Source organism: Nonomuraea sp. bgisy101 (assembly GCF_057708945.1).
Window position 1 is genome coordinate 213,067 of sequence record NZ_JBYITD010000010.1, and the last position, 25,461, is coordinate 238,527.

27 protein-coding genes and 1 tRNA gene are annotated in these 25,461 nt (G+C 68.2%); 17 read left to right on the forward strand and 11 right to left on the reverse strand.

What is annotated here, in order from left to right:
- Positions 1-2: 2 nt before the first annotated feature.
- Complete coding sequence (locus AC3EO4_RS20800; RefSeq protein WP_379574965.1) at positions 3-1,436, reverse strand: MFS transporter; 1,434 nt, start codon at positions 1,434-1,436, stop codon at positions 3-5.
- A 64-nt stretch (positions 1,437-1,500) separates the two neighbouring features.
- Positions 1,501-2,112 (reverse strand): TetR/AcrR family transcriptional regulator, encoded by a 612-nt coding sequence (locus tag AC3EO4_RS20805; protein ID WP_379574967.1) that lies wholly within the window; start codon positions 2,110-2,112, stop codon positions 1,501-1,503.
- A gap of 69 nt (positions 2,113-2,181) precedes the next feature.
- Here AC3EO4_RS20805 and AC3EO4_RS20810 point away from each other — a divergent pair, with 69 nt between their 5' ends.
- The gene (locus AC3EO4_RS20810) at positions 2,182-3,501 is read left to right on the forward strand and encodes a M14 family zinc carboxypeptidase (RefSeq protein ID WP_431897184.1); all 1,320 of its coding nucleotides are present in this window, start codon (positions 2,182-2,184) and stop codon (positions 3,499-3,501) included.
- A 276-nt stretch (positions 3,502-3,777) separates the two neighbouring features.
- Positions 3,778-4,101, forward strand: a complete 324-nt coding sequence (locus AC3EO4_RS20815; protein ID WP_431897186.1) for a sensory rhodopsin transducer — start codon at positions 3,778-3,780, stop codon at positions 4,099-4,101.
- Between the two features lie 26 nt (positions 4,102-4,127).
- On the opposite strand, the gene AC3EO4_RS20820 is transcribed toward AC3EO4_RS20815, so the two are convergent.
- Positions 4,128-4,754: a maleylpyruvate isomerase family mycothiol-dependent enzyme gene (locus AC3EO4_RS20820; protein WP_379574970.1), complete on the reverse strand. Its 627-nt coding sequence runs from the start codon at positions 4,752-4,754 to the stop codon at positions 4,128-4,130.
- Between the two features lie 169 nt (positions 4,755-4,923).
- Between AC3EO4_RS20820 and AC3EO4_RS20825 the strand changes: the two genes are divergently transcribed.
- Complete coding sequence (locus AC3EO4_RS20825; RefSeq protein WP_431897188.1) at positions 4,924-5,457, forward strand: cupin domain-containing protein; 534 nt, start codon at positions 4,924-4,926, stop codon at positions 5,455-5,457.
- 21 nt (positions 5,458-5,478) lie between these two features.
- On the opposite strand, the gene AC3EO4_RS20830 is transcribed toward AC3EO4_RS20825, so the two are convergent.
- On the reverse strand, positions 5,479-5,793 hold the full coding sequence (locus tag AC3EO4_RS20830) for a hypothetical protein (RefSeq protein WP_431897190.1): 315 nt from the start codon (positions 5,791-5,793) through the stop codon (positions 5,479-5,481).
- Between the two features lie 105 nt (positions 5,794-5,898).
- On the opposite strand from AC3EO4_RS20830, the gene AC3EO4_RS20835 reads away from it, so the two are divergent.
- On the forward strand, positions 5,899-7,983 hold the full coding sequence (locus tag AC3EO4_RS20835) for a sensor histidine kinase (protein WP_431897192.1): 2,085 nt from the start codon (positions 5,899-5,901) through the stop codon (positions 7,981-7,983).
- On the opposite strand, the gene AC3EO4_RS20840 is transcribed toward AC3EO4_RS20835, so the two are convergent.
- The gene (locus AC3EO4_RS20840; RefSeq protein WP_431897193.1) at positions 7,876-8,481 is read right to left on the reverse strand and encodes a response regulator transcription factor; all 606 of its coding nucleotides are present in this window, start codon (positions 8,479-8,481) and stop codon (positions 7,876-7,878) included. The two genes, AC3EO4_RS20835 and AC3EO4_RS20840, sit on opposite strands and share 108 nt — an antisense overlap.
- 101 nt (positions 8,482-8,582) lie before the next feature.
- Here AC3EO4_RS20840 and AC3EO4_RS20845 point away from each other — a divergent pair, with 101 nt between their 5' ends.
- Positions 8,583-9,302, forward strand: a complete 720-nt coding sequence (locus AC3EO4_RS20845) for an ABC transporter ATP-binding protein (protein ID WP_431897348.1) — start codon at positions 8,583-8,585, stop codon at positions 9,300-9,302.
- On the forward strand, positions 9,299-11,575 hold the full coding sequence (locus tag AC3EO4_RS20850) for an ABC transporter permease (protein ID WP_431897195.1): 2,277 nt from the start codon (positions 9,299-9,301) through the stop codon (positions 11,573-11,575). Before AC3EO4_RS20845 ends, AC3EO4_RS20850 begins: the two co-directional genes overlap by 4 nt.
- A 446-nt stretch (positions 11,576-12,021) precedes the next feature.
- On the opposite strand, the gene AC3EO4_RS20855 is transcribed toward AC3EO4_RS20850, so the two are convergent.
- Positions 12,022-12,879 carry a hypothetical protein gene (locus tag AC3EO4_RS20855; RefSeq protein WP_431897197.1) on the reverse strand — a complete coding sequence of 286 codons (858 nt, stop codon included), beginning with the start codon at positions 12,877-12,879 and terminating at the stop codon, positions 12,022-12,024.
- Positions 12,880-13,207: 328 nt separating this feature from the next.
- On the opposite strand from AC3EO4_RS20855, the gene AC3EO4_RS20860 reads away from it, so the two are divergent.
- Positions 13,208-13,882 carry a replication initiator gene (locus AC3EO4_RS20860; protein WP_431897350.1) on the forward strand — a complete coding sequence of 225 codons (675 nt, stop codon included), beginning with the start codon at positions 13,208-13,210 and terminating at the stop codon, positions 13,880-13,882.
- A gap of 418 nt (positions 13,883-14,300) precedes the next feature.
- Here the strand turns inward: AC3EO4_RS20860 and AC3EO4_RS20865 are convergent, their stop codons facing one another.
- A complete protein-coding gene (locus AC3EO4_RS20865) occupies positions 14,301-14,969 on the reverse strand; it encodes a hypothetical protein (protein WP_431897199.1) in 669 nt (222 codons plus the stop codon).
- 704 nt (positions 14,970-15,673) lie between these two features.
- On the opposite strand from AC3EO4_RS20865, the gene AC3EO4_RS20870 reads away from it, so the two are divergent.
- The 4 genes from AC3EO4_RS20870 (at position 15,674) to AC3EO4_RS20885 (ending at position 18,694) form a co-directional block, all read left to right on the forward strand.
- A complete protein-coding gene (locus AC3EO4_RS20870; RefSeq protein WP_431897201.1) occupies positions 15,674-16,480 on the forward strand; it encodes a class I SAM-dependent methyltransferase in 807 nt (268 codons plus the stop codon).
- Between the two features lie 254 nt (positions 16,481-16,734).
- Complete coding sequence (locus AC3EO4_RS20875) at positions 16,735-17,460, forward strand: HAD family hydrolase (protein ID WP_379574980.1); 726 nt, start codon at positions 16,735-16,737, stop codon at positions 17,458-17,460.
- 275 nt (positions 17,461-17,735) lie between these two features.
- Positions 17,736-18,164, forward strand: coding sequence for a hypothetical protein (locus AC3EO4_RS20880; RefSeq protein WP_379574981.1), 429 nt, complete (start codon positions 17,736-17,738; stop codon positions 18,162-18,164).
- Between the two features lie 332 nt (positions 18,165-18,496).
- Complete coding sequence (locus AC3EO4_RS20885; protein WP_431897203.1) at positions 18,497-18,694, forward strand: hypothetical protein; 198 nt, start codon at positions 18,497-18,499, stop codon at positions 18,692-18,694.
- Between the two features lie 274 nt (positions 18,695-18,968).
- Here AC3EO4_RS20885 and AC3EO4_RS20890 read toward each other — a convergent pair whose 3' ends face one another.
- Complete coding sequence (locus AC3EO4_RS20890) at positions 18,969-19,970, reverse strand: IS3 family transposase (RefSeq protein WP_431897205.1); 1,002 nt, start codon at positions 19,968-19,970, stop codon at positions 18,969-18,971.
- Entirely contained in the window at positions 19,880-20,203 is a 324-nt protein-coding gene (locus tag AC3EO4_RS20895; protein ID WP_431897207.1) for a transposase, read from the reverse strand. Before AC3EO4_RS20895 ends, AC3EO4_RS20890 begins: the two co-directional genes overlap by 91 nt.
- Positions 20,204-20,263: 60 nt before the next feature.
- On the opposite strand from AC3EO4_RS20895, the gene AC3EO4_RS20900 reads away from it, so the two are divergent.
- Positions 20,264-20,785 (forward strand): hypothetical protein, encoded by a 522-nt coding sequence (locus tag AC3EO4_RS20900; RefSeq protein WP_431897209.1) that lies wholly within the window; start codon positions 20,264-20,266, stop codon positions 20,783-20,785.
- Between the two features lie 548 nt (positions 20,786-21,333).
- Here AC3EO4_RS20900 and AC3EO4_RS20905 read toward each other — a convergent pair.
- On the reverse strand, positions 21,334-21,924 hold the full coding sequence (locus AC3EO4_RS20905; protein ID WP_379574983.1) for a DUF4240 domain-containing protein: 591 nt from the start codon (positions 21,922-21,924) through the stop codon (positions 21,334-21,336).
- A gap of 191 nt (positions 21,925-22,115) precedes the next feature.
- Here AC3EO4_RS20905 and AC3EO4_RS20910 point away from each other — a divergent pair, with 191 nt between their 5' ends.
- The 3 genes from AC3EO4_RS20910 to AC3EO4_RS20920 all read left to right on the forward strand — a co-directional run bounded on the left by AC3EO4_RS20910 (position 22,116) and on the right by AC3EO4_RS20920 (position 23,359).
- Complete coding sequence (locus AC3EO4_RS20910) at positions 22,116-22,322, forward strand: hypothetical protein (protein WP_379574984.1); 207 nt, start codon at positions 22,116-22,118, stop codon at positions 22,320-22,322.
- Positions 22,315-22,602, forward strand: coding sequence for a hypothetical protein (locus AC3EO4_RS20915; protein WP_431897211.1), 288 nt, complete (start codon positions 22,315-22,317; stop codon positions 22,600-22,602). The genes AC3EO4_RS20910 and AC3EO4_RS20915 overlap by 8 nt, the downstream gene beginning before the upstream one ends.
- Positions 22,603-22,780: 178 nt before the next feature.
- Complete coding sequence (locus tag AC3EO4_RS20920) at positions 22,781-23,359, forward strand: helix-turn-helix domain-containing protein (protein ID WP_431897212.1); 579 nt, start codon at positions 22,781-22,783, stop codon at positions 23,357-23,359.
- A gap of 105 nt (positions 23,360-23,464) precedes the next feature.
- Here AC3EO4_RS20920 and AC3EO4_RS20925 read toward each other — a convergent pair.
- Positions 23,465-23,537 (reverse strand) — tRNA-Arg (locus tag AC3EO4_RS20925).
- Between the two features lie 154 nt (positions 23,538-23,691).
- Between AC3EO4_RS20925 and AC3EO4_RS20930 the strand changes: the two genes are divergently transcribed.
- A complete protein-coding gene (locus tag AC3EO4_RS20930; protein ID WP_379574987.1) occupies positions 23,692-24,828 on the forward strand; it encodes a sensor histidine kinase in 1,137 nt (378 codons plus the stop codon).
- Positions 24,825-25,448: a response regulator gene (locus AC3EO4_RS20935; RefSeq protein WP_379574988.1), complete on the forward strand. Its 624-nt coding sequence runs from the start codon at positions 24,825-24,827 to the stop codon at positions 25,446-25,448. Before AC3EO4_RS20930 ends, AC3EO4_RS20935 begins: the two co-directional genes overlap by 4 nt.
- Positions 25,449-25,461 lie beyond the last annotated feature (13 nt).

Genomic DNA, 25,461 nt, shown 5'->3' on the forward strand with positions numbered 1-25,461 from the left:
CGTCACAGGCTTTCACTCGGGTGTACGGCGGGCTTTGTCGCCAGGGCCGAAGCTTCGCCCCGGTCTTGGGCGTCCCGTACAGCGGCGGGAATCACGAAAGCGGCGCCGACGGCGAGCAGGCCGAGCGCCGCGGACAGCAGGTAGGTGTCGACGAAGCCGCGCTCGGTGGGCACTCCACCCACCGCGCCGGCCGCCAGCACCATGGCGCCGAGCTGTGCCCCGAACGTGCCGCCGACGCTCTTGGCGACGAAGACCACGCCGCTGACCCCGGCCGCGCGGTCGGCGGGCACGTCGGTGGCGACGACGTTGAGCCCGGCGGTCAGGCCGATGGAGCCGCCCAGCCCCATGACGGTCACCCCGGCCACGATCTGCCACGGGGAGGAGTGCCACAGGGCGAGCATGGCGGTGCCGGCGCAGACGAGCACGCTGCCGAGCACCAGCACGGTACGCCGCCCGAGCAGCCTGGTCATCGGCCCGACCAGCGGCGCGACCACGGTGCCCGCAACGCCCATCGGGAACATGTAGATCCCGATCCACAGGGTGTCGGCGCCCAGGCCGTACCCGGTCTCGACGGGCATGGCCAGCATCATCGGCAGGGCGACCACGAGCCCGAAGGAGGCGAAGCCGAACAGGACCCCCATCGCCGTCACCCCTGCCGGGGTGCGCCCGGCCAGCAGCCGCAGGTCCACCAGCGGGTCGGGGATGCGCAGCTCGATGACGGCCCACAGGCCCAGCGTCAGTACGGCGGCCGCGAACAGGGCGAGGGTGGTGAGAGCCGTCCAGCCCCAGCTGGAGGCGGCGGTCAGGCCCAGCATGAGCAGGGCGAGCCCGCCGCCCAGCAGCAGCCCGCCCGCCCAGTCGACGCGCCCCGCGGCCGCGCGGGGCGTGGCCGGCACCGCGTACCAGGCCCAGAGCCCGGCCACCGCCGCACCGGCCACGGCCAGCAGGAACAGCCAGCGGTAGCCGAGCGCCGCGCTGATCGGCCCGGCCAGGATGAGGCCGAGCGCGCTGGCCAGAGCGGCGACGCCGATGACCAGGCCGTTGCCTGTGGCGGCCCGTTCGGGTTCGAGGGTGTCGCGGAACAACCCCACGGTCAGGGGCAGCATGCCCAGCCAGACGCCCTCCACCGCCATGCCCACGATCAGCACGGTGACGTTGGGCGCCAGGGCGGCGAGGAGGACTCCGGCGGTGCTGATCGCCATGAGCGCGAGCAGCAACCGCCGCTTGTCGTACATGTCAGCCAGGCGGCCGACGATCGGAGTACTGATCGCCGAACTGATCAGCGAGCCGGTGAAGATCCAGGCGAGCGCGCCCGGCGAGGCCGCCAGGTCCCGCTGGATGAGCGGGAGCGCCGGCGAGAGTGTCATCTCCATCGACTGGAGGACGCCGATGAACAACACCGGCGCGCCGATGATGCCGAATCCGGATCTGGACATGGTTGTGCCTTTCGGGGTGGGGTGACGTGTGGCCGCGCGGTCCCCCCGAACCCTCGGCCGTGATCTAGGCCGGGCCGAGCACCCTCGGCGTGATCAGAGCCTGGGCGGTCTCGACGAAGAACTCCTCGCCGGCGTCGTGGGCGCCGAGCACGACGCCCTGGCCGAGCCCGGACAGCAGGGCCTTCAGCGCGCGGGCCAGGCGGAGCGCCTGATCGTCCGTGACGGTGGCCCCGCCGTGCTCGCGTCCTGAGAACAGCGCGGCGAGCTCGACCTCGGTCGACCTGATCGAGGCCTTGAGCTTGCCGAGCAGCTCCGGATCGTTGAGCACGAGGTCGAGGACGCGCGTCTCGAACAGAAGCTTCCCTGCGGCCTGCGGGTCGGCCGACATGCGCAGGAACCGGCGGGCGACCTCCGCCACGACCTCCTCCAAGCGCACGCCGAACTCGGCGGCCTCCGCCGAGCGCAGGTTCAGCGGCCCGGTGTAGTCGTCGACCACGGCGACCATCAGGTCGTTCTTGCCGCCGAACAGCGAGTAGATCGCGCCGGTGGTCAGGCCGGCCAGCTCGGCGATGTCCTCCAGCTTCGCCTTGGAGCCGTCCCGGCCGACGATCTCGCGCGCCGCCTCGATCAGCGCGCGCTTGTTGGCCGCCTTGCTTTCCGCTCTGGTCAGCCGCATGACATCTCCTGCATGCCGTAAAGATAATCTGATTTACTAGAATAATCCAGATTATCAGGAGGCCAGAAGATGGACGTCGCCCACCACATGAGCCGCGTGCCCGACTACACCGCCTTCCCCACCGTCGACCAGATGCACGCCGAGCTCGACGACCTCGCCGCCGCCCACCCCGAGCTGGTACGGCTGCGCCGCATCGGCACCTCGCGCCTGGGCGAGCCGCTGCGCGTGGCGACCATCGGCTCCGGCCCCCACGACGCTGTGATCATCGGAGGCCCCCACCCCAACGAGCCCATCGGCGCGCTCACCGTCAGCACGCTGCTGCGCCGGCTCGTCGAAGACACCGCGCTGCGCGAGGACTTCGGCTACCGCTGGCACCTCATCCCCTGCGTCGACCCCGACGGCGCCCGCCTCAACGAGGGCTGGTACACCCGGCCGAGCGACCGCCGCGCCTACGCCGAGCACTTCTACCGCCCCGCCGAGGCCGACCAGGTTGAATGGACCTTCCCGCTGACCGGCGAGGACTACTTCTTCGACCGCACCCTGCCCGAGACCGAGGCGCTGATGCGGCTGATGGACGAGGTCGAACCCGCCTTCGTCTACTCCCTGCACAACGGCGAACTCCAGGGCGCGTTCTACTACCTCAGCAAGGACGACCCCGCGCTCGCCGCCCGCCTGGTCGCCGTCGCGACCGCCGAGGGCCTGCCCCTGCACATGGGCCCGCCCGAGGTGCCGAGCGCCGTCCCGATCGGCCCCGCCGCCTACATGACCCCCAGGGGTGCCAAGCTCGCCGCCACCTACGGCATCGGCGGCGGCAGCGTCGACTACGCCGACCGCTTCGACGCCCTGCACCTGGTCACCGAACTGCCCTACTGGGCCGACCCCCGCGTCGCCGACCAGACCCCCACCGACCAGCCGTACGGCGACGCGATCCAGGCCAACCTCGCCGCGCAACGCGCCCTGATCGCCGAACTGGCGCGATCCCTCGCCTCCGTCAGAGCCGATCTGACCGTCCACTCCCCCTTCCGCCGCGCTCTGGAGGACTTCGTCGACTCCCACGACGAGTTCATCGGCGAGTGGGACGACTTCCCCGGCACCGACCGGCCGGCCACCGTGGCCGAGGTGGTCGGCAACCGGCAGCTCGTGCACAGCATCCGGCTGAGGTACTGCGGCACCTACCTGCGCATGCTGGACGCCGAGCTCGGCGCGGGCAACCAGACGCCCGCCATCCGGGCCGAACGGGCCCGGCTCGGGGCACGCTTCGACGAGTGGTTCGCCGAGGCCGAAGCCGAGGCGGAGGGCACGCCGATCCCGCTCCGCTCCCTGGTCGCCGTGCAGCTGGGCGCGGCCCTGCTCGCGGCCGAGTCCGCCAAGCGGGCAGCTCTCTCCTGACCCCTGACGTCCGACACCGGGGTCCGTTCGCTGCGGTTGCGCAGGGCGTCCCGCCATGGACCATGGGTGAGGCGTCTCCCTGACCTGCGAGAGCCACGGTTTTCGCAGGTCAGGTTGTACCCGCGGACGGTAGGGCGGTGGTGCCTTCCGGTAGCGCCTGAAGTCGCGCGGCCGATGCGCGCCGGACGTGATCCGCCTGGGGCCGGCCACTCCGCGATAGATCCCGTCTTGTCGGGGTAGCGGGACGACTGTCGCAGCAGCAGACGGGAGTCGCACATGAGCACCATGGTGGGCAACTGGAAAATGGCGATCACCGACGGGTGCATGCCCGGCGACCAGCTCAGCCTGTTCAACATCAGCTCCGCCACCGCCCACGTCGAGCTGACCTTCTGCGCCGAGGGCGGGCAGCCGCTGGGGCCGTTCCGCCTGATCGTTCCCGCGCAACGTACACAGTCTCCGACCCTGGAGGACCTGGTCGATTCCGACACTCCGCCTCCGAGCCTGCCGTACTCCGTCGTGGTGGTGTCGGACACCCCCGTGCTCGTGCAGGCCCACCCTGCGGCCCAGGACGCGCCGAAGTGGCGGCGACCGGCGGCCTGAGTCGCCCGCGCCTCGAAGGCAGCTCGTCAGGCGGTCGTCGCCAGCGTGGCGACGCCCGGCCCGTCAAGCTCGTCCAGCGCCGCCCGTCGCCCGGAGACGGCCAGGAGCAGGGAAAGCGCGGTTCCGCTCACATCCGGACCGTCTCCGATCGACAGGTCGGCGTCCGCCGCCGACAGCCGGATACGGGCCATCAGCTCCTTGGCTCCGCCGAAGGCGGCTGGGGTACGAGCCTGCAGGTGGAGTGATCGGACGACGGCCTCCTGCACGTAGGCGTGAGTGAGACCCAAAGGCCGACGGATGTCCTCACCGTGGAGGACCTCCTCGACGAGCCGGCTGTCGAGGGGCGCCGGAGGGGTCGACCTCCGCGGCGCCACCCGACGAAGCCGCTCCAACGTCTCCTGCGGTGAGGCACCGCGCTCCCGCTCCACACCGCGTGCGTTCTGCCGGTCGAAGTCGAACCCCGCCCGGACGAGGCCGACCACGAAACCGAGGCGCGTCGTCCGAGCCGTGTCGACCAGATGGGCGACCACGTCGTGCACGGTCCACCCTTCACAAAGCGACGGTTTCCCCCACTGCTCGTCATCGAGGTGCGTGAGGTCGTCGATCAGCGCCGCTCGCTCCGCGTGCACCATCGACCAGACGTCATCCTTCACGGCTTCTCCTTCGCTCGCCCACGGTGTCTGCCAGGTGAGACTCGCGGCAGGACGGGAACTCATCGCTCCGTGAGCGGAATCACCGATACGAGCCGGTCGCCTGAATGACGGCTCAATCGAACATGCCGAAATTGGATCTCCCGACGGAGCCGTTTCATCCCCTAGGGTCATGCCGCTCAGCACGATCAACCGCCAGGAGCCGATAACGATGTCCTATCCGCCGCCGCGATACTTGAAGGATCACGGGATCGTCAGCGCAACCTACCGGTCGGCCGACGCACCACCGGACCTCACGATCGGAGTCAAATCCCAGGTCGGCTATCTGGCGACCGGGGCGAGCACCGACGGTCAATTCGGTCTCTACCGCTGGGACATGGCCGCGATTCCGAACGGCCCCGGCGCACACTTTCACAAGACCATTTCCGAGTCGTTCTTCGTCCTGGAGGGAACCGTCTCTCTGTATAACGGCGAGCGATGGCTGGACGCGACACCGGGCGATTTCCTGTACGTGCCGCCGGGCGGGATCCACGCCTTCAGCAACAATTCCGGTGCGCCTGCTTCCATGCTGGTGCTGTTCACGCCGGGGGCGCCCAGGGAGGCGTACTTCCAGGAACTCGCGGAAATCGTCGCTTCCGGCCGCCGGCTCACCGACGAGGAGTGGACCGAGCTGTACGCCGAGCACGACCAGTACGCCGCACCGTGAACCAGGCGTGGCAGCCGCGTCTCAAGGCCTGGACGGCCCCGGCGATGTCGGCGCGACCGCCCACGTTGCCTGCGTCACCGGCTTCTCATCGCGATCAGCAGGGAGCGGCTTTGGCGAGGACGTGCCGTCCCACTCCACGGCCGTCCGGGCCACGGCGTCGTAGAAGGTCTCGGTGCAGTTGCTGAAGCCGGAGACCAAGCACAGGCCGTCGTAGAGCTTCGAGACGGGCACCCACCCCTCGTCGATCCAGAACTCCGGCCAGGCCAGGACGGTGTCAGGGGGAACCACGGCACGCAGGCACGGAAAACGCGGAAACCAGAAGGCACCGTCGATCATGCACCCTCTGACTCGACCGGTAACGTGCCGACGAACCCACCCATAGGGGGTGTTTTTCAACATAAGTACTATCCGGGACATGAGGTCAGGGAACGGCACGGCCGCGTGAGAACAGCCAAGGCGGTCGTCGCCCTGACCGTGCTGGCGTTCTCCGTCAGCTACCTGCTCCCGGCGCTGACAGCATGGCCGCGAGGGCTGCTCGCGGCCATGGCCATGGCGCTGATGCTGGTCGTGCGGCGCTCGACGATCCTCGGTGAGGCCGGGCTCGCCCTCCTTCTGGTGTTCGGGTTCGGCGCCGCTCCCGGGCTGCTGGGGCTGGTCGCCGGGTCGCTGCTGCTGCGGGCGCGAGCCTGGGTGGCCGTGCCGGGGGCGCTCGCGGTGGTGGCGGGAGCGAGCCTGGCGACACCGGGCGCAGGCGCCTCGTCCACGCTGGGCACGGCGATCAGCACGGCGCTCACCTCGCTGGTCGTCTACGGCCTGACGCGCATGGCCGACCAGGTGGGGCGCGTCAGCTCGGCACGCACCGCGCTGGCCGTCGCGGCCGTCTCCAGGGAGCGGCTGCGCATCGCCGACGACCTGGAGTCCTCCGTCGGCCGGGGCCTGGAGGCGATCGCCACCGGCGTCCGGCAGCGGGCTGAGCCGGCGCTGCTGCTGGAACGTGCGCGAGAGGTGCTCACGGAGACCCGGTCGGTATCGGTGGACTACCGCTCGCTGTCGCTGGACGCCGAACTGACCGCCGCGCGCGCCGTACTGGAGGCGGCCGGGGTGGAGGTGCGGGTGACGGCGGGACACGCCGAGCCGCTCGGGCCGCCCGGCGCTCTGCTCGCCTTGGTGCTCAGGGAGGCGGTCACGAACCTTCTCCAGTACGGCAGAGCCAAGCAGTGCACGATCGAGACGGGACAGGTCTGGGTCAGGGTCACCCACGACGGCCTCCGCACTCCGGAGACCGCGCTCTCCCTGGCCGAGCGGGTGCGCACGGCAGGCGGTCGGTTCGCGGCGGACCTCACCCCCGAGGGCCTGCTGCGGGTGGAGGCGGAGCTGCCCGCCGGCATCCCGCGCGATCCAGGGCACGGCCCTGCCCACCTGTTGGCGGTGTCGGTGCTGGTCGCCGTCCTGGCCGGGCTGTGCGCGCGCCCCCTGCTGTACTTCGGCGGTGATGTGGCGGTGGCGGCGCTGCTCGGAGTGAGCGCGCTGCTGCAGGTGCACCACTCCCGCCTGGTGCGCCCGCCCGCCTGGGGCCTGACACTGGCATTACAGGCCGTCGTCACGTACGCGCCGTTCCTCTGGTACGGCAGAGCCTGGCTGGCGCTGCCCGGCCTGCTGGGCGCCTCGGCGCTGTTGCTCCTGCCCGCGCCGCTGTCCTGGGCGGCGCTGGCGCTGGTCACCGGCTCGGTGACGGTCATCGGCTCCCTGGCCGGCCTCGCGCCTGGCGAGCTGGTCAACTGGACGCTCACCACGCCGATCACCGCCCTGGTCGTCTACGGTCTGGGCCGGTTGGCGCAGCTCGTGGCGGAGCTGGAGCGGGCCCGTGAGGAGCTGGCACGGGACGCGGTGCTCAGGGAACGGCTGCGGGCCTCGCGCGACCTGCACGACCTGCTGGGCCACAACCTGGCGGGCATCCTGCTCAAGCTGGAGCTTGCCGGACGACTGCCTGAGCAGGCCGGCGCCCACCTGACAGACGTCGAGGTCATGCTCGAACGCGCCAGGGCCGACCTGCTGGCCGCCTCGGGCCACCGGCACGAGCTGTCGCTCGAGCAAGAGGCGGCGAACGCCCGCGAGCTGTTGCGGGCGGCGGGCATCGAGGTGGAGCTCACCTTCGAAGAGGTGCCAGGACCGGCACAGTCGCTGGTCGCCGTGGTCCTGCGCGAGGCGGTCACGAACATCCTGCGCCACAGCCGGGCACGCCACGCCACGATCGTGATCACCGCGGAGCCGAGCCTGAGCGTGGTCAACGACGGCGTGCCGCATGCCGTACCGGGAAGGGTGGGAGCGGGGCTGGGGAACCTGCGGACCCGGGTGGAGGAGGCCGGCGGAACCTTCAGCGCCGGCAGCGAGGACGGCCGGTTCCGCTTGACCGCCGCGCTAGATCCAGCCCGACTCCTGGGCGATGCGCACGGCGTCGACCCGGTTGCGGGCGTCGAGCTTGGTGGCGATGGCGCTCAGGTAGTTGCGGACCGTCCGCGCCGATAGGTGGAGGTGGGCGCCGATCTCGTCGGCCCCCGCACCCTCGGCCGCCATGCGCAGCACCTCCGCCTCCCGCGCGGTGAGCGGGTTGCCCGGCAGTTCCCACGCGGCCACGGCCAGCTTGGGATCCAGAACGCGCTCGCCCGCGTGCACGGCCCGGATGGCTGCCGCCAGTTCGGCGGGCGTGGCCGTCTTCAGCAGGTAGCCGGACACCTGGGCCTCCAGCGCCCTGCGGAGCCCGCCCGGCTTGCCGTACCCCGTGAGCATGAGGACCGCGCAGTCCGGCAGCCGCTCTTTCAACAGGGCCGCGGCGGTGAGCCCGTCGATGCCGGGCAGCTCCACGTCGAGGACGGCCACGTCGGGGCGGTGCTCCACGGCCGCGGGCACGATGGTGTCGCCGGAGCCCACCTGGGCCACGACGGTCATGTCCGGCTCCAGCCCCAGGAGGGTCGCCAGGGCGCCTCTGACGACGTCCATGTCCTCGGCGAGCAGGATGCGAATCATGGCGAAATGTCTACCTTGTGATGAAGTCACGGTCCAATCGGTGACGACGACTCTGGGGGGGCGGCCCAGGCCTCGGCAGGCTTACCCACGTGACGGACGTGATGCGGCTGACAGCCGTGAGCAAGGTGTACGGCAGCGGCGAGCGCGGGGTGGCGGCGCTGCGCGAGGTGAGCGCCCAGATCCCCCAGGGGAGCTTCACCGCGGTGATGGGGCCCTCGGGCTCCGGCAAGAGCACTCTTCTGCACTGCGCCGCGGGACTCGACCGGCCGACCTCCGGCTCCGTCCTGCTGGGCGGGACGGAGCTGACCTCGTTGAGCGAGACACGGCTGACCCTGCTGCGGCGGCAGCGGATCGGATTCGTCTTCCAGTCCTTCAACCTGGTGCCGTCGCTGACCGTGGCGGAGAACGTGACGCTGCCACTGAAGTACGCGGGCGTGCGGGTGGATCAGGGCTGGCTCGAACACGTCCTGCACCGGGTGGGATTGAGCGAGCGGGCAGGGCACCGGCCTGGTGAGCTGTCCGGCGGGCAGCAGCAGCGGGCGGCGATCGCGCGGGCCCTGGTGGCACGCCCCGAGCTGGTCTTCGGCGACGAGCCGACCGGGGCGCTCGACACCGTGTCCGCGCGGGAGGTGCTGCGGCTGCTGCGCGAGAGCGTGGACCAGATGGGCAGGACGGTCGTCATGATCACCCATGACCCGGTGGCGGCGGCCCACGCCGACGCCGTGCTGTTCCTGGCCGACGGCCGGATCGTGGACCTCGACCACAGCCCCACCGCCGACGGCGTCGCCCGGCGCATGGCACACCTGGGAGCCTGGGCATGAAGATCGGAACCTTCGTCGCTCTTGCTCTCGGCACCCTGCTCTTCGCCACCACGGGGCTCGTCCTCGCCGCGGCGATCACCGGAGGGTCAGGAACACCGGGACGCTACGCCCACGCGCCCGCCGTCGTCGTGACGGCCGGCGACCTGGCCGAACCTGGCCACGTGAACTTCCCAGGCGGCGTGCCGGACCGCACCTTCTACGCCCAGCTCAAGGGCGGTCCCACCGAGCAGATCGGCCGTCCGTGGAGCGCGGCGACGTTCTCGGGTCACCGCCTGACCGCCGGGCGCGCGCCCGCGAACGACAACGAGATCGTCGTGCCCGACGGCTCGGCCGGCCGGCGCGTGACGGTGCTGACGGCGGCCGGCTCCCGCCTGTACACCGTGTCCGGCGTGACCGTGCCGGTCGGCTTCGAGTCAGCGGTGTTCTTCTCCGACGCCGAAGCCGCCCGGCTGTCGCCGCGTGTCGATGCTGTGATCCTCACCGAGCCACCGCACTCGGTCCCTGCCGGGCTCAAAGTGCTGACCGGTGACGACCGCGCGCTCGCCGACCCGCACGCCCGGCGCGACGCCGCGGCCCTGGTGGGCCTGACCACGATCATGGGGATGGCCACGGCGGTGGCCGCGTTCGTGTCGGTGTTCGTCGTGGCCTCCACGTTCGCCTTCTCGGTCACGCAGCGCCGCAGGGAGCTCGCACTGCTGCGCTTGGCCGGCGCCACTCCTTCACAGGTCACCAGCACGGTCCTACGCGAGGCCGCGAGGATGGGGGTCGTCTCCTCCGCCGCCGGTTGCGCACTGGCACTGCTCGCGGCCCCCGCGCTGGCGCGGCTGCTGGCCGCCGCGGGCGCGGCGCCCACGTGGTTCACCGTGCCGCCCTCGCTCGCCTCCCTTCTGGTCCTGCTCGTCGCGTTCGGCGCGGGCGTCGCGCTGGCGGCCGTGGGCTCCGGCGCCGCCGCCGTACGCGCCGGGCGCGTCCGCCCGATCGAGGCGCTGCGCGACGCCGAGGTGGACCAGCGGGCGATGACGCCGTTCCGCTGGCTGGGCGGCATGGCAGCGCTGGCCGCCGCAGCCGGTGCGCTGGTCCTGACATTCGCGCTGCCCGGCCCCTACGGTGCCGAGCTGGCCAGGTACACCGGCCCCGCCCTCATCGTGGCGCTCGCGCTGCTGTCCCCGCTCACCATCCGCCCTCTCACACGCGTCCTTGTCCCCGGGGGCCTGCTCGTCCGCGCCAACACCCTCGCCTCCGTACGGCGGGCCGCAGCCGTCACCGCCCCGGTCCTGCTGACCGTGGGCCTGATGAGCTCCCTCTGGGGCACCGCCGAGGCCGCCAACGCCGCCGGTTCCCGAGCCGCCCGCCACGAATACGGCTCCGCCACCTCCGTGGTGCTCCCAGCCGGGACCCCCGGCCTCAACCGCGAGGTCACCGACAAGCTCGCCGGCCTCGACGCGCTCACCGTCGCCTCCACCACCATCTACGCGGTGCCCGAGGCAGGCATCCTCTACGGCCCGTCACCCGAACCGATCCCCTTCGACGCCCGCGCCGTCAACCGCGCCGACCTGCTCGACCTGCCCGTGCTCTCCGGCCGGCCCGCAGACCTGGACGACTCTTCCATCGTCGTGGACGAGACCCTGGGCCGCGACGTCGGCGACAAGGTGCGCGTGCTGCTGGCCGACGGCCGTCCCGTGACACTGCGCGTTGTGGCCGTCACCGAGCTCGGCGTCGCCGGCGGCGGCGCCCTCGTCACCACCAGGCACGCGGGATCCTCCCTCCCCACCGCCGCGTACGTACGCGGCGACCTGCCCGCCGACCTGCTCCACGACCTTCCCGTGACCGTCCTGCCCCTCTCGCAGTGGTCCGCGGCGAGCGACGCCTACCGTGCCGGGCAGGTACGGCTGGCGCTGCTCGTCGTCGGCGGCGTCGCCGTGCTCTACACCGGAGTGGCCATCGCCAACACGCTGGTCATGTCCACCCGGCGACGCTCCAGGGAACTGGCGCTCCTCCGCGCCGCCGGCGCCACCCCCGGCCAGGTCCTGCGGATGGTCGCCGCCGAGGCGGCCCTCGTGGTGACCGTCGGCGCCCTGCTGGCCGGCATCGTCACCCTCGTGACGTCGGGAGGGCTGTGGATGGCACTGAACCGGGTCGCGGAAGGCACCCCATGGTCGTTCCCGGTAGCTCCCTTCCTGGCCGCAACCGCCGCCTGCCTGCTGGTCGCCCTTCTCTCCGCAGTGCTCCCGGCCGCCGCGGGGGCCCGATCGCTGCCAAGGCCGGGCGAGTGAGCGACAGCCAGTCGTACCGGGCGCAAGCCGAAGGGCAGTGCGGCCCGCTGTCGGGCGCCGGACCATTGCGGCAGTGATCGCCCTGGAACACGCTCGTATGCGGCCGGGTGAGGTGGCTGCGGCGTTACCGGCCCGGACGCAGGTGGTCAACCCCGGCACTCTCGACCGGATCGCGCCGACCTGCATGGGCCCTGAGTGGTGTGGAGACAAGCCTCGTCGGCGACTGGCCCCACGGCGCATGCCCGGATCGCGCCGCTGGACCCTGTCGGCGCGCTCCAGCGTCAGCTCGTCGAGAACCGAGGGGTGAAGATGTCGAACGTTCACACCACAACCCTTGATCTGCCTGAATGCCTCGGTCAGCCCTGGCACCCCGCTTGATCATTTCGCGTATATAGTTCGCGCCCGTCGAGTCGTCGCGTCGTTTTCGAGGGCGGATGGGACGGGTGTCACCCGTTCCATGCCTGGCACGTGTTGTGCGCACGATGGCAGAGGACGGGGAGTCTGCTCATTTCGTCCAGCACCACGCGATCGCCCAGCGGCTCGTTGAGCCTGATGACGTCCTGGCCGGACTTGCCAACGCCTGCGCAGGGGCCGTAGCCCCGATAGGGGATCTCGAGTCCCAGGACCACCACATCTGACTTCTCGCTGGCTCGTATGGTGACGTCGAACGGTTCTTCACCGACGCAAAAGCCGTAGCCGTAGTCCACCTGTAACGTGCGTTCGTCGAGCACTTCGAAATCTGTGATCCCGTCGCCTGAAAGAGGTTGGCCCACAGCGCCTTCGATGGTGCCGATCGCCTTCTGATCGACCGCGACGTGGTCGATCGGGCCAGGGAGGTTCGAGAAGTGCAGCCGCCAGGCGGGTACTGTCGCCATGCCGCGTGAGGTCTTCAGCCGCATGGTCGTGAAGGTGGCGCCGGTCAGCTTGTATTCCTTGTCGTCAGGAAAGGTGTTCTCCTCAGGCCAGGGTGACAGAGCCAGCAGCGCGTTTCGCGGCCCGATCAGGGGGACCCGCGTCGTGGACCCGTTGTCCCAGCGGATCTCCGCCCCGGCCGGCGGCGCGGGCAGCGGTCCGGCCACAACCCAGCCGTGCTCTTCATAATCGATCTGCTCGCTCACCTCCCGGGACATCCTGCTCAGGTCCTCGAGCGGGACGAAACCCTCACGCCAGATCTTCGCAGCACCGCTTGTCCGCCAGGTCGAGACGGCTTGTGCGACGTTTCCTTCAAACGTCGGCCCCAACAGAGCTGAGCTGTCACCGAGGAGCAGCACCACCGCCAGAAGCGTCGCACCTAATCGCACCATGTGTCGATCTTGACATAATGCCGGTTCCGACACCGACTTCAGACGCCTGACCTACCAGCCTGGCAGGCCGCTGGTGCTGGAGCTGGCTCCTCTGCACGGTGATCAGCCACGACTCTCGGTGGGCCAGGGGTGAGGAACGAAGCCCTGGCCCACCGATCGCCCCCACCACGTACGGCGGCCAGCCAGGCAGTGGCGATCGTGAGAGCGGCATCTGTGCGGCGCGCACGATAACTCCGCTAGGACGTTGGTCTGTATCGCGGCTGACTCTAACGCCTCGAGACCTTGCGGCGTTTCAATTGTCCAGCGTTGATTCACGGCCTGTGGGCGGATCCCCGCCACGGGCACGACGCTCCGTTGGGGCACCCAACTCGACATCCGCCCGATCACCATGACCGGCGACCTCTCCGAACAAGCCGTCGCCGCCTACATCGCCAAGTACGCCACCAAGGCCGCCGAATGCGTCGGCACCCTCGATCGCCACATCAACCCGCTCGACGACCTGGCCGCCCTGCCCATCCGGGACCACGCCCGCCGCCTGATCGCCGAGTGCCTCGCCTTGGGCGGCCGCGACGACCTGGCAGGGCGTGTCGTGGACCTGGGCGGCGGTTCCACCGACGTCCACAGGTATCAGAAAGCCCTGCTCAAAGCCATCACGTACTTGATCGTCTTCTGTGGATGTCCACTCGCGTCCAGGGACGGTGTTAGCACTTCCGTTAGCAAGGTCACCCGCAGTGCAAAGGCTCTGTCGGACCCGATCGCTACTCTCCCGCACATGGCAGTTCCCGAGATCATTCCCATCAGCTACGAACCCGACTACCGCACCGACACCATCGGCCATTGGGAGGGCGGGCAGTTCCTCGGCTCCGTCGTCGCCGCCTTCCCAGAGGGCTACACGCACGCCGACGACTGGCAGGCGCACAAACGCTGGCACGCCGTCCTGCACACCTTCGACGCCGCCGGCCACCACCTCGACTCCCGCATCGAGCGCACCCGGGACCGATGACAACTACCGGGCCGCCGTCGACGCAGCGCAGCAGCGGCTGAAGCAGTGGCTCAATGCCCTCCCCGGCCTCCGCTTCGGCGACATCGCCATCCGGCCCTTCCGCCACGAAGTCGACGACGTGCTCTTCGGTCTCGTCATCGAGACCTTCGAAGGCACCGAGCACGCCGAGCTCTACCCGGACGACCTCGGCTTCTACGAACCCTGGGACGGCTCGTACGACACGTAGGGAAGGGCAGATACCTCGTCAGTGGCATCTCGCCCTGCTCAGGTGGCGGTTGCGGGTCGGTGGCGTGTGATCGTGTAAGGCGGGGTTGCTGTATGAGGCTGCTGTACGGGACTCCGCTCGGCGTGCTCTCCGGTGCTGCTGCCACCAGATTCACCGCTTGGGTGGAAGGATCGGCAGCGGTCTTCTGGCCTCTCAATCGGCGGCAGACGGATACCGGGATGCCGCAAGGTCTTCGGCAAGATCCTTCAAGGTGAGGTCGGCGTTCAGCGCGGTGACCACCGCCTGCGTCAGCGGACGCAGGGCATGGACGTGCCGCACCGCGTCGAGGTCTACGGGCACTTCGTAGTAGTCCTCGGCGAACCACCGGAACGCCTCCGCGGACGGATCGACGAGCAGCCCGAACAGGTGCGCCGCTCCGTCGGGATCGCTCTCACCGTCCGGATACTCGATCTCACCCGCCCGCCAGCGGTCGTCGCCGGCCTCGCGCCACAGGCAGGCGGTCACGATCGGCATGCCGTCCTCGTCGCAGAACGCGGGCTCTTCGACGCAGTGGCGGAAGATGTCGGGGACCGAGTCGAGCACCCCCGGCCACGGCCCGTCGTTGTTGTACGGACTCATCACCGCCTCGTGATCGAAGCCGCGGATGTACGCACCCGTCGCTGAGAAGACGATGGAGTACTCATCTCCAGAGCCGTTGCGCATGGAGGCCATCTCCTCCCTCGGGCTCCAACCCGCGTCGAAGGAGTGGTAGCGGCTCGCCCACTCCGGGCTCAGGATGGCCTCCAGCACCGCCATGGACCGGCACAGGTCGCGGAGTATCGGGACACCGGGCAGCAGGCGGGCCACATCATGAGCAGTCATACGCCCATCCAATCGAACGCCAGTGACTGAATCGTCCCGGGTTTCGAGGACCTTGCTGTGTCCTGAGTGTGCCCTGCCCTCGTAGATCTGGGTGATCTCCGGCTCGCGATGCGATCACCTGCGAAGACAGCTCGACCATGCGGCTGAGCAGCGGCTACGTATGTGGACGTCTCACACCACTTCTCGCTGGTCCCGGTGCTCCTACGGAACGGCGACGGAACAAGGGCAGAGCACGGGGGCGGTCTGCGCCGCATCTTGGTGAGCGCCTGCTTGCAAACGGGAGCCAGGCACGACGTAGAGGGCTTCTCGCCCTGGCCAGATGGCAGCTGCGCTATGGTGGCGTGTGATCGTGTAAGGCAGGTTGCTGTATCCGCCTGCTGTACACAGCACCCGGCTCCGGTGGCGACACCGCCTCGGCGGCCTGCGACGCCGTTACCGATGCGGACGGGGGGAACCGCTGTAGCCCTCGCGGACCCGTACCAGAGTGGAACTCTGGCGACCACGTAGGAGAGCGTGTCCGAGGGGCGTGTTGAACCGTTCACCTATCTCGCTGACCAGGAGAAACGCTGGCTTGAGCTCGATGAGTAACGTTGCGGCGGCTCCCGCCAGGCGCGCTTCTGCGGACACGGCGTGATCGGGAATGCCGTAGCGTCGAGCCCTGCCGTAAGGCGATCTTGATAGCAGTTCCTCAAGGAGAGGATGGCATGACGGCGTTCGATCAGGCCGAGCGTCGGTCCTGGGCGGGACAGGCTACTGCCTACGCGAGCAGTTTTGCCAAGCTCTGCGCGTATCCGGTGCCTTGGGTGCTCGATGCCGCTGAAGTCTGTGCGGGAACTCGGGTGCTCGATGTGGGGACCGGCACCGGAACCGCTGCTCTGGCTGCCTGTGAGCGAGGAGCGAGAGTGACTGCCGTGGATGCTGAGGCAGGCATGGTTGCCCTCGCCGCACGGGCTGCATCCGCAATCGACGTGCGGCTCGCCGCCCTGCCCCACTTGCCCTTCGGGGATCACGAGTTTGATGCCGTGATCGGCAATTTTGTACTCAACCATGTCGGGCGTCCACGAGATGCCGTAGCGGAGTTGCGGCGAGTGACGCGCCCAGGCGGACGCATCGCTGTGACCATCTGGGCGGTCCCTGGCGCTCCCGGACAAGCACTGCTTGGTCAAGCTGTTCAGGCAGCAGGGGTTGCTCGTCCTGCTCACCTGCCCGCTCTTGCTCCTGAGGATGACTTCCCTCGCACGGAACATGGCTTCGCCGCACTGTTGAGTGAGATGGGCCTGGCGGACGTCTCCTGCGACACTCTTACTTGGAATCACCGGACGACCCCAGATGAGTGGTGGAGCGGTCCGGCCGCTGGCGTGGCGACGATTGGGCAGATCGTGAGGAGTCAGCCCAATGCGATCATCATGGAAATCAAGGGCCACTACGACGCGTTGAGCGCGCAGTTCGCTGACCCGGATGGTGTATTGATGCTCCCCCACGCGGCACTGATGGCGCATGGTCGGGTGTGAAGGACGAACGACCTTGGCCCCGTGGCCCTGGTCTGCTCGGCTCGTCCCGGGTCGATGGCGGGCGGGATGGTCAGGTCTCCACCTCAGCCACCTGCGCCCCCAGGCACCCGACGCAGCGATCATCCCGGAGCCGGAGCGCCCCGCCGGAGGCATCGAAACCTCAACTTGAGGCACTAGCGCGACTTGGGACAAGTGGAGCTAGATCAACTGGCGGTGCGATCGTAGAGTACTTCCTTGTCCTATCGATCACTGGAGTGAAGCGCGAGGATCATTTGGTCAAGGGCGTGATGTTCGATTTCTCCGGGACGCTCCTGAGGATCGAGCCCATAGAGCAATGGCTGCGGGGTGCTCTGGATGACAGCGGCCGGCTTGTCCGCGACGACGCCGAGGTCACGGCGTGCGCTGACCGTCTGCGGCTCATGGGTGCCCAGCCCGGCGGTCCTGTGCCCCACGTGGTGCCCCAGCACCTGGCCGATCTCTGGCGTGATCGCGACCTAACCGGTGTGCATCATCGGGCCTGCTACACCGCGCTGGCACGAGAAGCCCAGCTTCCTGACCCTGCCCTGGCCGAAGCTCTCTACGAGCGAACTTTTCATCCGATGGCTTGGCAGCCCTACCCGGACACTGTGCACGTCCTCAGAGAACTGCGCCAGCGCGGAGTGCCTACGGCGGTTGTCAGCAACATCGGATGGGACCTGCGCCCTGTATTCAAGTTTCACGGCTTAGCCCAGTACATCGACTTCTTCGTGCTCTCCTACGAGATCGGTGTGATGAAGCCTGATCCCCGGATCTTCCACGTCGCTTGCGATGAGCTTGGACTTGCGCCCGACAGTGTTCTGATGGTCGGTGACGACCGTGATGCTGATACTGGTGCCGCCACACTTGGCTGCCCTGTGCATCTTGTCGAGCCGCTACCTGTCAGCGCTCGCCCGGACTCCCTTACGCGTGTTCTCGATCTGCTCGGGGATGGCTACCGCTAATCCTTCGGCTACATGGGGCGCCGAGACGTTCGGTCGGTGTTGCCGACGTCGTGGCGGTGCGCCGCCGAGGTCGGTTGGTTTGCTGGGCGGGGCGGGCGCGCGCGCCGTGGGTAGGGTAGGCGCGAACCGCCGCCGCCCGGGACCGGCCCCCAGGTCAGAGGGTGGTGGGATGGTGGCCGAGGTGAGCCCGCGTGTGGGGACGTTGCTGTCAGCACTGCTGTCACCGCCCCGCCGGAGCCTGCCGAGGACGTTCCAGTCTGTAGGACCATGTCCCCATGTCAGTGACCGAGTTCGCCGGCGTGGCCGAGGACCAAGATCGTGGCGTCACCCCCAGGGCAGGGCTGTACGAGTTCTGGACCGCAGAAGACGCCCACATCTACCTCCACGACACCGACTTCAGACGCCTGACCTATCAGCCCGGCCAGCCGCCGGTGCTGGAGCTGGAGTTCGTCTACGACCCGCAGTGGACTCCACCCGAGCTGTCGGGGACGCCCGCCGTGGTCTTCCGGTTCGAGGATGTACGCCTCGTCGAGTGGTGTGAGGACCAGGAGGGGCATGACTGCGTGGCCACCCACCCAGATGCTCCTCACGGTCAGGTCAGCTGCTTCGACTGGGACGGCAGCGACCTGTTCGTATTGGACACCTTCACGTTGCGTCTGGCCTTCCGTGCGCCGCGAGTAGTGGTGACGGTGCACGCGAAGTAGAACGGGGAGCCCAACACACCTTCCCGCTTGAATCTCAGACCACTTCATTACGAGTGAGAACGAGATCGTCCACAGGTGTCCACGAACCTCCGCCAGCCCAGCTTGCGCACCACTATGAGGGCCTAGTCATCCACAGCCATCCACAAGCGTCCGCTGCCGTTGTTAGCATCCGCGTTAGCAAGATCACAGGACATGGAATCACGGGCCTGCCCCGAGGCTGGACCAACGTGAACTGCCAGATCTCCGATACAGCGCGAGATGCCAACCAGAATTGGCGGCCCTGTAGGCAATGATCGGTAACGCATGTGTCCCCATGTTGTTCAAGGAGTGCCATGATTGCTTCCGATGACGACGGATGGTGGATCGTCGGCTATGGGGGAGACGGATGGGCAGACCTTGACCTGATCCGCGACCGGCTCGCCGCGGGCGCTGATCCCAACTCCGGCGTGAATGTCTTCGACAAACCGCTGCACGTAGCAGCTGATCGGGGATCGCCGGAAGTGGGTCGCCGAGCTGGCCGCGCGCGTTGACGATGTCGATGCCGAACATCGGGGCCGTACCGCTCTCTGGATGGCTGTCTTCGAAGGACGCGACGACAACGCTCGAGCCCTCGTCGCCGCTGGAGCGGACCCGTGGCGCCTCATGATGGACGGCTGGTCCCCCGGCCGCCTCAGCCTGGCCGGACCCACACCCGACCTCTTCCCCATCCCCTCACCGGAGATCGGCCTCTCCGAGACCGAGGCCGCCGCCGCCGCAGAAGCCAAACGTCTGATCTGTCCATCCCCTAAAAACGTGGAGACTCGGTTATGCGGCGGTGGCTTCCTGAAACCTCGCCGTGGTGGCTGTTCGCGCGGTCATGATCTGCCGCTCGTAGACGATCGGGGGTAGCCCGTCGGCGGCACTATGTCGGCGGCGGGTGTTGTAAAAGTCGACGATCCAGGTAGCGATCTTGAGATGTGCTTCGGCCCTGGTGGCGAAGCGGTGCCGGTGGACGTATTCGACCTTGAGGGTGGAGTTGAACGATTCGGCGGCGGCGTTGTCGAGCGCGCAGCCGACCCGGCCCATCGATTGGACGACGCCCCAGCGCCGGCAGGCGTCCTGGAAGCGGGCGGCGCTGTATTCGCTGCCGCGGTCGGTGTGGAAGATCACCCCGTCGACGGTGCCGCCACGGGTGACGGCGGCCATCTGCAGCGAGGCGATGGTCAACGCCGCGTCGTGATGCTCGGACATGGCATAGCCGAGCAGCCGGCGGGAGAACAGATCTTCGACCGTGGCCAGGTAGAGCTTGCCCTCGTCGGTGACGATCTCGGTGACGTCGCCGCACCACAACACATCCGGCGCGACCGCGGTGAACATGCGCCGGACCAGGTCGGTGGCGGCGGGGCGTTTGCCCTGACGGGTCAGCGACCGGCGTCTCTTGGCCGCTCTGCCGGCTAAGCCGAGTGTGGCCATGCGTCTGGCGACGGTGTTCTCCGATACTCGCCATCCCGCCTCGTGCAGATCACGAGTGATGCGCGGGCTGCCGTAGGTGCCGCCCGAGGCGGTGAACCTGGCCTCGATCACCGCGTCCAAGTCCGCGCGGCGCTGCTGTCTGGCCGTCGGCGCCCGGTCGCGCCACTTGTAGTACCACGACTGCGAGACGCCCAAGGCCCGGCAGGTCAACGCGTGGGGCACGCCGTAGTCGGTCTTCTGGGAGCTGATGAAGGCCGCCACGTCTATCGGCCCATCGCCTCTCGAACCCACAAGACCACCGAGCGTTTGAGGACATCCCGCTCCATCTCCAGCTCGGCGCGTTCCTTGGCCCATTCGGTCCGCTGCCTGCGCAGCCTGGCGAGTTCCTCCCGCTCCGACTCTGCCAGCTCACCACCATTGGTGTCCTGCTCGCGGGCCAGCCGGTCCATCTGCGCCCAGTTGGCCAGCGTGCCCGCATTGATGCCCAGATCCTTTGCGACCTGCGCGATCGGCTTTCCTGTCTCCCGCACGATGCGCACCGCACCCGCCCGGAAATCCGGATCGAACCTGCGTCTGGTCTCTCCCACGACCCAACCTTCTCCTTAGGTCAGGTCTCCACGCTAGAAGGGGAGGGCCAGATCCCCGCATTGGGAGACTTCTATTACGACGGCCTGAGCCTGGCCTGCGTGGCCGGTATCAGCACAGCCGAGGCGACAGCCCGCCTGGAAGCCACACCTGCCGACGACGTGAACATCGACGCCCTGTACGAGGCCTGGTACAACGTCCCGGACGCCGACCGGATCATCGGCATCACCGACGTGCCCGGCGGCTGCGTCATCACCCAGCCCTGGGGATACACCGCCGATACTCCCGGCCTGGTCAAGCGCGTTTCGTCGGGCACGGTCTGCTACAGCCTGTACTCCAACCCCAAGGGTGGCATCAGCGGATACATCGTCCGAGACAGCACGGTCGTAACTTGGGAGGCGCACACCGCCTACATGACTCCCCCTGACGCCCCTGCTGAGGAGATCCTCGCCGCCTACCTCTACCGCAACCACCCGCCAGCGTTTTGCTGCGCTGGTGCGGACCTGCGCCTGGCCGACGCCCGGCCGATCACTGGCCCACCCGGCGCCTGGTTACGACTGCCCGAGCGGGACTGGTCGAACTGATCAAGCGGCATAGGAGTGCCCGGCTCCATGATCCGGAACCGGGCCATTATCTCGGTTGCGCAATGAGGAGATTTCGAACCTCTGACCCCTTCGATGCGAAGCCGCTTGATCGCGCCGCTCATCAGCGTCATTGACCAACTTGACCTGTGAAAACAGTCCAGCGAGATCCATGACGTCCGCGCTTGTACGCCTCGATCGTCACTCAGCTGGTCACCTACACCTACCGGTCGGCTGACACCGGCTCTTCACGCATGCCCTTGTTACTCGCCCTCGTCGGCGACCCGCGCAACAACTTCGATGACCTTCCAGAGGGCACTGTCCGATCGGCGGTAGTAGACACGGCCATCCCCATCAAGCCTCTCCTCGACCAGCATCCCAAGGTCTACAAGACGCGTGAGTTCTTGCCGTACAGCCGTGGGAGCACCACATGTACGAGGAGGCTCCGACTGATAGAAGCGCGCCTGGTCGAGCTGAAGCACCCACAGCGCCAGACGCAGGCGGGTCTCGCGGCCGAAGAGCAGGCGCCCTACTTGCCCGATGCGGAGGCATCATTTGCTCCCACCCTTGTCAGACCGCCCTTCCCAGTACCGTGCGATCCGCGGAAACCGATGCCGCATGTCGTCCCAGCTATCGATAGTCCACTGTTCGCCACGAAGTTCCGACGAATTCGTGGCGACACCTCGCGCGCCCACCTGGCTAAAGAGGTGCTCTATCTCTAAACCGGTCATGGCTTTGTATGGGTCCCAAGCCACGTAGGAGAGCTGTTCAAATTCAGGCCATTCTTCATTTGTCCACCTGCAGCCTTTGCGAGCTAGAAGGCGCAGCAGCTCTGGAACTTCGATCAGACTGTCAGGATCGGCCACAACGCGTTCAAAGGTTTCGCGTCCCAGTCCCTGGAGCCACCGCCGGAAGTACTCAAAACCATCATCGGATCCCATGCCGAAGACAGCGAAATACGCCCCCCAAAGCTCCCAGGTCGCGGCTTGTGTCTGTACCACATCAAGCCACATCTGGAAGTCGACGATCTCCTCAGCCGTACGCTCTCGCAAGTGGGCGTCCAACCAGGCTAAGCGCTTCTTCTTTGTCTTGGCGGCGCGGCCGGACTCCTCGATCAGAACCCAAAAGCCGTCTATGTCCATAAAGAAGGATCTTGACATAAAGGCTGATACTTCACCAGGCCAGGGAGTGCTCGGGTCGTTTCTATAGCTCCAGTACCGCCTGAGCAGGATGCAACCAACTGAGGTTTTCTCAATGAAGACTTGCGCCAGTACTTACATCAGCAGGCCCTATGGAGCCCTATAGACAGCCTCGCGTTGGCCTTATGGCATCGGTGAGGCACGGTCTGGACCTGCTCCGGCAGGAGTTCCCCGCGTGGGCCATCTTCCTGAGCGACGGGGGCGCGCTGTACGCAACCCGACGCGGTGTCTCCCTGACCGGCGCTCAGATCTACAAGGGCATCCACCAGACTGTCGCCGCCGACGACACCGAGACCCTTGCCCGACTCCTGCGCAAGCAAGAAGGCATGACCGATGGGTGACTACGTCGGCTACCACGGCATCCACGTCGCGCTCGGATATCCACAGTGCGCCTCCATTGAGTGGAATCCGGTGACCCCTAGAGCTGACCGCGTACGAGTGCAGGCAAGCACCTGCGGTTGCTCGCAGGTCATTTACGAGTACTGCTCGGCGGGCGGGCTGTTCTTCGTCCGCCGCCACGACCGGACGGGCGATCGTATGTCGGTCATGGAAAGCGACTGGCTGATTCGGCGCCTTACAGAGTCCCTGTGGTTGCGCATCCTCAACGGCGAAGCGAGGTGAACCGCCGGCCAAACACGTAGCCCAGCACGCCGCGGCGTCCACAACTTCATCACCGCATCACCACAGGTCGACACCAGACCTGCGGTTCCGCGTGCCCGCGCACTGGCAGTTTTTCTGCCAGTGGCCTACATCACCCGCCTCATCGTCGAAGCAGGCGACGACGACAAGGAGGCGGCACGTGGCAACCGAGCACCTCACGCAAGGCCAGCGCATCGCGCGGGCACGCCACCGCAAGGGCTGGGATCAGGCCGCACTCGCCGAGAAGATCGGGCGTTCCGTCTCCTGGTTGTCGAAGGTCGAGAACGGGCGGATGCCTCTGGACCGGATGAGCGTCGTGGGACAGCTCGCCGAGGTCCTCGAGGTGGAGGTATCCGAGCTGACCGGCCAGCCGTACCGGCATGAGTCGGCGGATCTCGACTCCGGACACGCTGCGATCCCAGGGCTGCGGCTCGCACTCCAGCAAGCCACGATGCCCGGCGGGGCGGCGCTCCTCGCGGGCCGTCAGCCGCGCAGTCTCGACGAGCTGGAGGCACACGTACGGCTCGCCGAACAGCTCCGCAAGCTACCGCATGCCCGGCTACACGATCTCCGGCACATCCACGCGACCACGCTCCTCCTGGCGGGGGTGCCCGTCCACGTCGTCGCGGCCTGCCTCGGCCACGCCGACCCCTCCATCACCCTGCGCGTCTACGCTCACGTGATCCGCGCGGCGGAAGCCTCGGCGGCAGACGTCTTCGCTCAGGCGATCGGAGAGTAGCGGAAGCCAGGCTGTTAGCAGGGGCGTTAGCAAGATCCCGAGATTGTCCTGACAAACACGAAGGCCCGCTCCAGGTTGTCCCTGGTAGCGGGCCTTTCGAGTGAGCGCGGCCGAGAGGACTCGAACCCCTAACCTTCTGATCCGTAGTCAGATGCTCTATCCATTGAGCTACGGCCGCTCGCTGCGTAAGCAAGCATAGCGGACCTGAAGCCATGCCTCGAACCAATTCGCCGCGTCATCCCCGCCGACGACCCTGTGTACAACCTTCTGTGTATCCACAGCCCACCCCCCGGTGTCATCCACACCCGCGCGACCGGTGATGAGATTGGGGGATGAGACGAGACGTCCTGGCCGCCCTGGCTGCCTTCGCCGTGGGTCTCGTCCTGCTGGCGGCCAGCGCCTACTACCACCGCGGCGGCCCCGCCTGGCTGCCGGTCGTGCCGTTGGCGCTCACCTGCGCCGGCGTGGCCGTACGGCGGGCGGCGCCGCTGGCCGCGCTGGCGTTCGGCGTGGCGGGGCTGGGCCTGGACGTCGCCTTCGCGGGCCCTTCGCTGCCCACCACGCTGATCTTCACCGACAACCTCTACTCCGCCGCCCTGTACGGCCCGGCGCGGTTGGGCAGGTGGCTGCTCTACGTCACCGCCGCTGGCGCGGTGATCATCGGCGTTGTCTTCAGCTTCACCGAGAAGAACCTGTGGAAGATCTCGGTCGTGGGCATTCAGGCAGGACTGGTGCTCGTCGTGCCGGTGACGACCGCGATGGTCCTGCGGCAGCAGCGCGACCAGGCGGCGGCCGAGCGGGCCAGGGCTGAGCAGGTGGCGCATCTGGCCGAGCTCGACCGCAACGCCGCGATCGTCGCCGAGCGCACCAGGATGGCCAGAGAACTGCACGACATGATCGCCAATCACTTCAGCGCCATCGCGATCCAGTCCACGGCGGTGCTGTCGCGCAAGGATCTCGACGCGGGGGCCGTCCAGCAGATCATGGCTTCGATCAGGGAGAACAGCGTTCAGGGCATGGCCGAGATGCGCACGATGATCGGATTGCTGCGGCAGGAGGGCGAGGACCCTGACGCGACGACGAGGCCACGGCTTCGGGATGCCGCCGACCTGGCGGAGCGGGCGCGGCAGGCGGGCGTGGAGACGCTCATGACGGTCGAGGGCACCCCGAGGGAGCTGCCCGTTTCGGTGGATCTGGCGGGGTATCGGATCGTGCAGGAGGCGTTGACGAACGCGATGAAACATGGCGGCGACCGGGCGGAGGTCACGATCACCTACGCGCCCGCGCACGTGGGAGTCGTGGTCGACAATCCGTTGAACGACGACGGCCCGGCGCTGCCCGGCTCGGGCGCTGGGCTGATCGGGATGCGGGAGCGGGCGACGCTGGTGGGCGGGCTGTTCGAGGCCGGGCCGTACGAGGAGAAACGTTGGCGCGTGCGGGCGACGCTGCCGACGAAGGAGGAGCGGTGACGATCAGGGTGCTGGTCGCCGACGACCACGCGGCGGTCAGGGCGGGGATCGTGCTGATCCTGGGCGGCACCGGTGACGTCGAGGTGGTGGGTGAGGCGGGCGACGGCGAGGAGGCCGTCGCTTTGGCACGCGACCTGCGGCCCGACGTCGTGCTGATGGACGTCAGGATGCCGAAGAAGGACGGCATCTCGGCCACCAGGGAGCTGGCCGGCGTGGCGGACGTGCTGATCCTGACGACGTTCGACGTGGACGAGTACGTCTTCGGCGCGCTGCGGGCGGGCGCGGCGGGGTTCCTGTTGAAGAACACCGACGCGGAGGCGCTGGTCGACGCGGTCCGCCTGGTGGCGCGGGGCGACGGGCTGATCTCTCCCTCCGTGACCCGGCGGTTGATCTCGGCCTTCGCCGAGCAGCCGGTACGGCGGGAGCCGCCCAAGGACCTGCTCACCCCGAGAGAGCGCGAGGTGCTCGCCTGCGTGGCCAGGGGCCTGTCCAACGCGGAGATCGCCAAGGAGCTCGACATGGCGGAGGCGACGACGAAGACCCACGTCAGCAGGGTGCTCAACAAGCTGGGCCTGAGGAGCCGCGTGCAGGCCGCCATCTACTACTCCGAGGGGAGCTGACGGCGGCCCGCCG

Excerpts from the sequence above, each read along its gene's own strand:
- AC3EO4_RS20800 (WP_379574965.1), bottom strand. The coding sequence starts at position 1,436 with ATGTCCAGATCCGGATTCGGCATCATCGGCGCGCCGGTGTTGTTCATC.
- AC3EO4_RS20805 (WP_379574967.1), bottom strand. The coding sequence starts at position 2,112 with ATGCGGCTGACCAGAGCGGAAAGCAAGGCGGCCAACAAGCGCGCGCTG.
- AC3EO4_RS20810 (WP_431897184.1), top strand. The coding sequence starts at position 2,182 with ATGGACGTCGCCCACCACATGAGCCGCGTGCCCGACTACACCGCCTTC.
- AC3EO4_RS20815 (WP_431897186.1), top strand. The coding sequence starts at position 3,778 with ATGAGCACCATGGTGGGCAACTGGAAAATGGCGATCACCGACGGGTGC.
- AC3EO4_RS20825 (WP_431897188.1), top strand. The coding sequence starts at position 4,924 with ATGCCGCTCAGCACGATCAACCGCCAGGAGCCGATAACGATGTCCTAT.
- AC3EO4_RS20830 (WP_431897190.1), bottom strand. The coding sequence starts at position 5,793 with ATGATCGACGGTGCCTTCTGGTTTCCGCGTTTTCCGTGCCTGCGTGCC.
- AC3EO4_RS20840 (WP_431897193.1), bottom strand. The coding sequence starts at position 8,481 with ATGATTCGCATCCTGCTCGCCGAGGACATGGACGTCGTCAGAGGCGCC.
- AC3EO4_RS20845 (WP_431897348.1), top strand. The coding sequence starts at position 8,583 with ATGCGGCTGACAGCCGTGAGCAAGGTGTACGGCAGCGGCGAGCGCGGG.
- AC3EO4_RS20850 (WP_431897195.1), top strand. The coding sequence starts at position 9,299 with ATGAAGATCGGAACCTTCGTCGCTCTTGCTCTCGGCACCCTGCTCTTC.
- AC3EO4_RS20855 (WP_431897197.1), bottom strand. The coding sequence starts at position 12,879 with ATGGTGCGATTAGGTGCGACGCTTCTGGCGGTGGTGCTGCTCCTCGGT.
- AC3EO4_RS20865 (WP_431897199.1), bottom strand. The coding sequence starts at position 14,969 with ATGACTGCTCATGATGTGGCCCGCCTGCTGCCCGGTGTCCCGATACTC.
- AC3EO4_RS20870 (WP_431897201.1), top strand. The coding sequence starts at position 15,674 with ATGACGGCGTTCGATCAGGCCGAGCGTCGGTCCTGGGCGGGACAGGCT.
- AC3EO4_RS20880 (WP_379574981.1), top strand. The coding sequence starts at position 17,736 with ATGTCAGTGACCGAGTTCGCCGGCGTGGCCGAGGACCAAGATCGTGGC.
- AC3EO4_RS20885 (WP_431897203.1), top strand. The coding sequence starts at position 18,497 with ATGATTGCTTCCGATGACGACGGATGGTGGATCGTCGGCTATGGGGGA.
- AC3EO4_RS20890 (WP_431897205.1), bottom strand. The coding sequence starts at position 19,970 with ATGGGCCAAGGAACGCGCCGAGCTGGAGATGGAGCGGGATGTCCTCAA.
- AC3EO4_RS20905 (WP_379574983.1), bottom strand. The coding sequence starts at position 21,924 with ATGGACATAGACGGCTTTTGGGTTCTGATCGAGGAGTCCGGCCGCGCC.
- AC3EO4_RS20915 (WP_431897211.1), top strand. The coding sequence starts at position 22,315 with ATGGGTGACTACGTCGGCTACCACGGCATCCACGTCGCGCTCGGATAT.
- AC3EO4_RS20930 (WP_379574987.1), top strand. The coding sequence starts at position 23,692 with ATGAGACGAGACGTCCTGGCCGCCCTGGCTGCCTTCGCCGTGGGTCTC.